Below are 7,028 nucleotides of genomic sequence, written 5' to 3'. Positions count from 1 at the left end.
GATACCGATCAACCGTCAGCCTCGACACAGCGGACATGATGCACGAACGAGGCACTCCGAACACCCTGTTCGGTCGATTGGGAGACAGAACCTAGCTGCGGCATATCTAACCCTTCCGTCTGCATCGACGATACTCAAATGGACCGGCCAGGCGCCATTCATTGCAAGCTTTACGATATCGGCAAATATGCTAATTCGAGCATTCCAGTGATGCTTACTCAAGGGACATGCGAAGTGTAATGACTCTTCGTCATCAATCCAGTTAGCGGTCGACCAAATCACGTCCAGTTCTTTTTCGAGGGCCTCACACCGCTTCCTTATGATTGAGTTTTGAAATTCAATTTGCTCAGCATGGGTGTCAACACGCAATTCGCTGAGGCTGGTTAAGGAAATATTGGAACTCTGAGCCATGCGCGGCGCACCGGCTTGAAAACCGCTCTCACTTAGCATGATGCCCCTGTCAGCGCCAACGTCCTGGACAATCGAAAGAAGCGCCGCGACCTTTTCTTTTGTGACACGCCGCCGCCAATGCTTGCATTCGACTACCCAGAGGAATTGCATTCCAGCTCTTGAGCCACGAACAGTCACGTCAATCTTATGAGTGCCGCGAGCACCATTCAGCTTTTCTCCAGTTCGCGTCTCAAACCCGAGAGTACGATAGAACGCGGCTGTCTCATCTTCGTAGTTTTTCCATCCGGTCACTCCCCCACATTACACAAAAACATTGCGCAACAAGCAGATCGCCAGAGAAGCAAGCAGCTTATCTGTGGTGAGTGTCGGCGTGCTCACGATCGATCAAGCCCATCTTCTTTCCTCCGACTTCCTCACCGATACACATTGGGCCACCAAGCGGGTGCCATTGCAACGGCCTTCCCTGATCTGCGCTATTGTGACAACTCTTATTCACCTCCCAAGGAGTCCTGCATGGCGCGCAAGGTTACGGTCGAGCTGGTTGACGATTTCGACGGTGAGTCCGTAGCCGAAGAGACGGTGCACTTCGCGCTCGATGGCGTCGAGTACGAGCTTGATCTCTCGAAGCTCAATACTGCCCGCCTGCAAGGCATCTTCGAGCGGTGGACGATCCATGCTCGTCGGGTTGGTGGACGGAAGTTGCGTGGCAAGAATCAGATGACGTCCGTGACCGACCGGGCACAGACGCAGGCAATCCGGGAATGGGCACGAACGAACGGCTTGGGTGTGTCAAGCCGCGGGCGGGTGTCGTCCGAGATCGTCGCGGCGTACGACAGGGCCACGAACTGACCATTTAGTGAGCGCCTCACGGGCCGAGGAGGTTCCGGAAGGCTAGAAGTATGGCACCGCTTGCAGCCCATCCCCTGTCGTCGTGAACATATTTCCTGTCTGTTGCATGAGCGGTTGTATCGTCGTCTTCGGCTTGCCGTCATCGGTCAGGTGATCCGTATTGAACCAGACCCGTTCAACCTCGCCGACCGTGATGCCGTGATCGCCGCCAAGATCGAACCGCGCGACGATCCGGCAGTCGAGCCAGCCAATGCCGGTAGGCAGCACCGGGCCGTAGCGCGATGAATTGCCATCAAGAGAAAGCCCACACGCAGCCAGCTTCTCGGTTGGATCAGCGACGGAAAACTTCGAGTACTTCGCCCCCAGCTTCCAGACGCCATCCAGCTGCTCGATCGTCGGCACGCTGATGGCGAAACCTGTTGCAGTCAGAAGGTTTCGTGGGTTAGCCACTCCTTCACAACTGCCACGGCGATCTGCTGCGGCTGGGTCGAAACAGAGGTCAGATTGGACACCGGTATCAGGTTGGCGACCCCCGCCGTATCCGTCGTGCCAACAAGGTAGGCAATCCGCGGAGCAAGCAGGCGGTGGGCATGGCTCATCGGACTACTCATCCTCGTATCCTCTCCTGTTCGAGCGGTTCCGGCATGAAGTGGTCGATGGCCTCGACCAACGTCCGATCATTCGTGGCAGCTCCACGCTCGGCGGACCAACGCTTCGTCGGCCGGGGTAGTGAGAGAGGAGATCGCGTATTGCTGGCAGCAACGGCAGTGTTCGGATACCCGATCGCCCCCTCCCAGCGCCCGTCCTTGCGCGCTCACCAGGACGAACGCGGCGAACCAGGGGCGAGAATGCAAAAAGCCCCCGCTCAGCGGAGGCTTTCCAGAGTTCCCGTACCTACCCAACCCTTGCCGGTGTTTTTCCGGTCACGGTTTCGAGTAAGGCCGTCATGGTGGAGCTAAGGGGACTCGAACCCCTGACCCCCACGCACCCGTTCGTGAACGAGCTCATATCGAGTAGTCATCAACGACGACCAGGCGTTTTCCAGTTGTCCATGTTTTGCGTGTCCTGCCGATGGTGACTTTTGGGGCGCAGCCGGATACCGGCTTCCTCCAAGGCGCCGCGCATGTCAGCAGATCCACCACGAGCGATTGCGTCAGCTCGTCCGCCGTTCTTGCAGGTGGTTCACCTCGTCGTAGTGGGCCAACCATGTGTTCGTGACCAAGCACAGTCGCACCATCAAGCCCAGATCGGTCAACAGCAGGGTTGTTTCCTCACCGCTCCATCGGATCTCGGGAATCGAGTCGACGATCTCCGCGGTCGGCGCTCCGAGTGAGGCGGTCAGGGCGGCGGCGATGTCACTGAACGCCGCATGTACCGCCGCCCGACCGGCCACATCGTCGGGAGCCAGTGTGGTCAAGGCTATTTCGATACGTTCGGCGTGACCGCCGTTGCCGATCACGTCGCAGCTGCCGGGACCGAGGCCGCTGTCGAAACGAACCCAGTCGTTCGACTGGATGATCGGATCACGCCAGTCGAATTTCGCCAGCAGGCGCATCAGGTTTCCCATCCGCCATGACCAGACCAACGACTGCAGCTGCCGGGCGAGATCGACGACCTCCGAGCTCCCCATGACTCGCCAACCGGCGGCGAACTCCTCGGAGCTCGGAGCAACGCTCGTTGCGGTGTGCGCTCGCCTCGTCGATAGACCGAGAAGCGGCAGTTCGGTCTCGCCGCCGCGCTCGTTCCACGCCTCGTACACCAACGTGGCCGGATCCGCGATTCCGAAGCCGTCACGTAGACCCGTGACCATCCTTGCCGCCAACTGGCGATAGCCGTCCGACGAAGCCGGCCAGCGCAATTCATACCTCCAGTTTTCACAGTGGTCGGCGTCCGGGCGCTGCCAGCCAGCGCTCTCAATGATCCGGCCGCCGGAGTCTCCGACTTGCACGTCGGGGGCAAGCCAGCTGTCGCCGGGCAGCTCTGCCCAGATCATGGTGTCGAGCTGCCGGAACTGGACGAAGCGGCGGCGCTCCTTCGGTTCGTCTGCCTCACCGATGATGACGACCGTCCCAGCAGACAACGTGGACAGGTGCTGCGTCAGGCCGTCAGTGAACTCCACCCAGCCGGTCATATCAGTCCTTGTTCTTGCAGCTCAACGGTCTTGTCGTGCATGGCAAGCCACGAGTTCGTCACCAGTACAGGCATACCGTCGTTTCGAGGCATATCAACAGGGCAGTCCCGGCGGGATGAATGCCAGCCCGACGCGTCCAGCCAGTCCCCCATCGCGTGGCAGCCAGCTCCGGCCCGTTGTCGCACCGCAGCGCGGCCGGGTAGCCGCGTTGCACGGCGATGCGGTCGAGCTCATCGATCAGCCTGTCGGCGCTGACCCAGCGTTCCACCAGCCCGCCCAAACATTCGCGAGTCTGCTCATCGACGATCGACACGATCTTCACCGGCCGCCCGGCCCACCGATGTATGGGTTTCACTGGTTCTGTCTGGCCATTCAGTCCCAGCGATGCCGCGCCACACAGCTAGTAGCAGCACGCCATCTTCGTGGTCTCATTGACCGGGCAGACGCCATTGGCCGGAGTCAGACGCCGTTGGAATAGGTGACCCTGCATTCACCAGTCGGGTTGCACCGCCCAGGTTGACTGCCATGCCGTCCCCCAACGACGTTCAACCGTCGATCCGGAGGCGACGAGTCGATGGGGCAGGCCCAAGAGCGAAATGGTTGTGCAGCGCCCAGAAGTGTGGACCGGAATTCTTGGCGTATTCTTGGTCGCGGCCCGCAGCCTAAAACAGGTCAGGCACGGTGACCGTGCCTGATTTGGTGGTTTTGCTCCCCCATCTGGACTCGAACCAGAAACCTGCCGTCAGCAGTTCGACGTGTCTCCGTGATCACCAACGAGTCCGGCCTGCAGTTGGTAGTCGACTTCGATCACCAGCCGACCACCCGAAACCGGCAGGTCGTCCCCGTTCCCATGTTCGATGTGCCCCGCCCCGGGCACGACGAACATGGGAACGGTGAACCGATCAGTGCGGACGCACCGCAAATCGTCAGACCGGATACGCACCCACTAGGACCAGGCGTTTTGCAGTTGCCCATGTTTCGCGTGTCCTGCCGAGTACCGGTACCTGCGACTCTCTATGAAATCGCCGCCACAAAACCCGTTGCAGCTACACCGCCCGGGAGTGTCAGAGACTTAATCGGACACTCCCAACCTAGGCCGTCAGTTTCGGTTCAGACCGTGCCTGCGCGTATCGAGGGCGACCTTGAAGTGGATCTCCGCCGCATCGATATCCCTGGTGGGCGTCGCGGGGTCGAAGACGCGCAGGATCGAGAAGCGAAAGCTGTTCGGGTCGAGGCCGCGCAGCTCGACGTTGCCACCGTGGCCGTTGGCCGCGTATGCGCTCCAGCGCTGCCGGATGCTCTCTGTGCCGTCGGCCTTGCCGACATACTGGCGGCCGTCCCGGGTGTCCGTGACCAGGTAGACACCCACCACCGATGAGAGTGCAGTGCGCCATGAGGCGTACCTGTGCTCGCGCATCACCGCCTGCAGCTGCGCGTGGTCGAGGACGAGGCGGTCGAAGCCTGGGAAGGGCACCGGCTGCGCATCCGCGATCTCGGTGACCGGATAGCCGGCGGCCGTGGGACCGTTGAGTCTCCAGGTACGCGGCGACCTCCAGCCGATGACGAGCCGGTTGCTGAGGTGGATCTCTTCGTCCGATGAGTCTGCGTGGATGCCCGGCATGCCGGTGTCTTGGTGCTCCCTGACATAGGCGTGCCGAATCACCTGCGTGTCCACGGGGTCGATGCCGGCGCTCTGCATGATCGGTCCGAGAGTCAGGGTCATCCCGACATCAGCGCCCCGAACTTGTCGCGAAATCTCTCCGCATCGTCTTCCACTTTCCTTCCTATGCCCGTGCTGGTATCTGGCCATAGGAACACAGGCCCTGGTGTCCAGCCAAACGTACGGAGTTGATATTCCCCACGATGATCAGGCGTTCTCCAGTTGCCAATGTTCTACGTGTCCTGCCGACTACCGGCACCTTCGACTCTGACTAAAACCGCCACCGCCTGTGGCTTCCGGCTGAATTAACCCCGCGTTGCCATGCAGTCCCGGTATGCTACGCAGATTTTGCAAATGAAGTGCTCTTAGCTTGTGATTCAACTGTGTGCGGAGATGCTGGCGACAAACCGGTCAGGACAGGGATTCCCACTGAGCCCGAATCTTCGCAGCATGCGCCTTCTCAACGATTGCGGCCCGGTCCACAGGCCAAGAATCGATGAATCCGCAGATCTCCTCCGCCGTCAGCTCCACCCAGTTGTCCGGCCAGTGCCGCTCAGACTCACCGATTACTACCTCGCATCTGCTGATCTTCGGCGGCGAGGCGAATCGTGCACGCCGAAAGTCGACGCCTGCGCGGAAGGAGTTGAGATCGAATGTCGCGCCCTCTGCCTGGGCATGCTGAAAGTTAATGGAGCTGTGAAAAACGGCATGGGTGAACCAGATGTGGTTTCGTGCCGTCATACGATCGAAGTAGGCATTGTTGCTAAACTGCGATCGTGAGAACTCGGCGTTGAAGCCGAAAAAGCTGTACTGGAAGTAAGCGTAGCCATGGAAGGCCACCCAGCGGAACCAACTGACAGCCTCGAAACGTGCGCTCTGGAACGAGACTTCGTATCCCCGGAACACGGCTCCCACGAATCTGGCCTCCCCCACGAAACGTGCACCATCGAAATGGGCCTCCCCCTCGAACTGTGCTTCGTCGAAGTCGGCGTGGCGGAACTCGCAGCCGTTGAAGTATACGTCGCAGAGATATGCCCTCTTGAGGTCGACATCCATTTCCGGCCAAAAAGCAGAGTTCGTGGCCGTCGCGCCGTCACTGCGTTCGGGTCTCAGCCGGGCAGCCAGCACCATCTGGGCCGTGCGCCTGACCTGGCTCTCGCTGGCATCACTAGTGTCCGGAGGGATGCGGAGGTAGTCACACAGCTCGTCGACGATGCGCTGCCGCTTCTCGTGGTACTTGTCCCCCAGGTCTCCCAGCGCGCGCAGAGCTGCCATGCGTACATGAGGTGAACGGTCGGCCAGATGATCCACCGTTTTCTGATGCAGCACCTCGAAGCCGACCGGGCCGGGATCGTGACTAGGGCCCGCGGCGGTCGGTGCGGTGGGACCGCCCAACTCGGAGCGGAGTGGCCGTGACCGCAGGCTCCACTCCTCGTGCAGGCGTTCTAGTCGACCGTGCTCCTCCCGCCACCAGTCGAGCGCCACCGGGATCGAGAACGACCCGCCGTGCCCGTCCACGCGATGCGCGCAAGACGCGACCCACTGCCTGACGACGTAGAAGTCCTGTGGCCTGGCGTGGCCTCCGTTTTCGGTCTTCGAGATGGTGGCCGGAGCGACCCCGATGGCCGCGGCGAGCTCGCGCACGGTTAGTCCAGCCTCTACGCGCAATCGACCAAGCAGGCCGCCGAATCGTCGGATGGCCTCCTGCCACTCCGCCGTCCCCTCGTTCACCCTTGCATCCTCTCAAGATCCCAGCGCCGAACTCTTCGGTCACCAGGAAACCCCTTGTCACCTTGTTCGTGGTGCGTTCGCGATCGGTCCGCAATCACCACTGGCCAGGGCTGACGGTTGCCAACCTTGTCCCAACGGAAACGGATGAGGAGGACTCTCAATGACCGTGTCAAGCCACCAGCCCTGCGGGGGACGGCGTGGCGTTGGTGAATTCCCGACCGTCACGCAGCAGTGCCCACAGGACGT

Annotated in this window: 7 protein-coding genes and 1 pseudogene; 1 reads left to right on the top strand and 7 read right to left on the bottom strand. The window is 60.9% G+C overall.

Translation table 11 applies throughout. From position 1 onward, the window contains the following. Positions 1–15: 15 nt before the first annotated feature. A complete protein-coding gene (locus ABZ420_RS35750; RefSeq protein ID WP_357132564.1) occupies positions 16–702 on the bottom strand; it encodes a restriction endonuclease in 687 nt (228 codons plus the stop codon). 222 nt (positions 703–924) lie between these two features. Here ABZ420_RS35750 and ABZ420_RS35745 point away from each other — a divergent pair, with 222 nt between their 5' ends. Next, a complete protein-coding gene (locus tag ABZ420_RS35745) occupies positions 925–1,260 on the top strand; it encodes an Lsr2 family protein (protein ID WP_357132561.1) in 336 nt (111 codons plus the stop codon). A gap of 42 nt (positions 1,261–1,302) precedes the next feature. Here ABZ420_RS35745 and ABZ420_RS35740 read toward each other — a convergent pair whose 3' ends face one another. The 6 genes and pseudogenes from ABZ420_RS35740 to ABZ420_RS35715 all read right to left on the bottom strand — a co-directional run bounded on the left by ABZ420_RS35740 (position 1,303) and on the right by ABZ420_RS35715 (position 6,782). Next, entirely contained in the window at positions 1,303–1,662 is a 360-nt protein-coding gene (locus tag ABZ420_RS35740) for a flavin reductase (protein WP_357132557.1), read from the bottom strand. Positions 1,663–1,685: 23 nt separating this feature from the next. Then, positions 1,686–1,871, bottom strand: a complete 186-nt coding sequence (locus ABZ420_RS35735) for a hypothetical protein (RefSeq protein WP_357132554.1) — start codon at positions 1,869–1,871, stop codon at positions 1,686–1,688. 542 nt (positions 1,872–2,413) lie between these two features. Then, positions 2,414–3,391: a DUF6301 family protein gene (locus ABZ420_RS35730; protein WP_357132551.1), complete on the bottom strand. Its 978-nt coding sequence runs from the start codon at positions 3,389–3,391 to the stop codon at positions 2,414–2,416. Between the two features lie 99 nt (positions 3,392–3,490). After that, positions 3,491–3,722, bottom strand: a pseudogene (locus tag ABZ420_RS35725) (transposase family protein); the annotation flags it as partial. A 768-nt stretch (positions 3,723–4,490) separates the two neighbouring features. Then, positions 4,491–5,114 (bottom strand): GIY-YIG nuclease family protein, encoded by a 624-nt coding sequence (locus ABZ420_RS35720; protein WP_357132548.1) that lies wholly within the window; start codon positions 5,112–5,114, stop codon positions 4,491–4,493. 348 nt (positions 5,115–5,462) lie between these two features. After that, positions 5,463–6,782, bottom strand: coding sequence for a pentapeptide repeat-containing protein (locus ABZ420_RS35715; RefSeq protein ID WP_357132545.1), 1,320 nt, complete (start codon positions 6,780–6,782; stop codon positions 5,463–5,465). Between the last annotated feature and the right edge of the window lie 246 nt (positions 6,783–7,028).

Origin of the sequence: Nocardia sp. NPDC005745 (genome assembly GCF_040630775.1) — a bacterium.
Classification (GTDB): domain Bacteria; phylum Actinomycetota; class Actinomycetes; order Mycobacteriales; family Mycobacteriaceae; genus Nocardia.
This window is presented reverse-complemented; position numbering and strand designations above follow the sequence as displayed.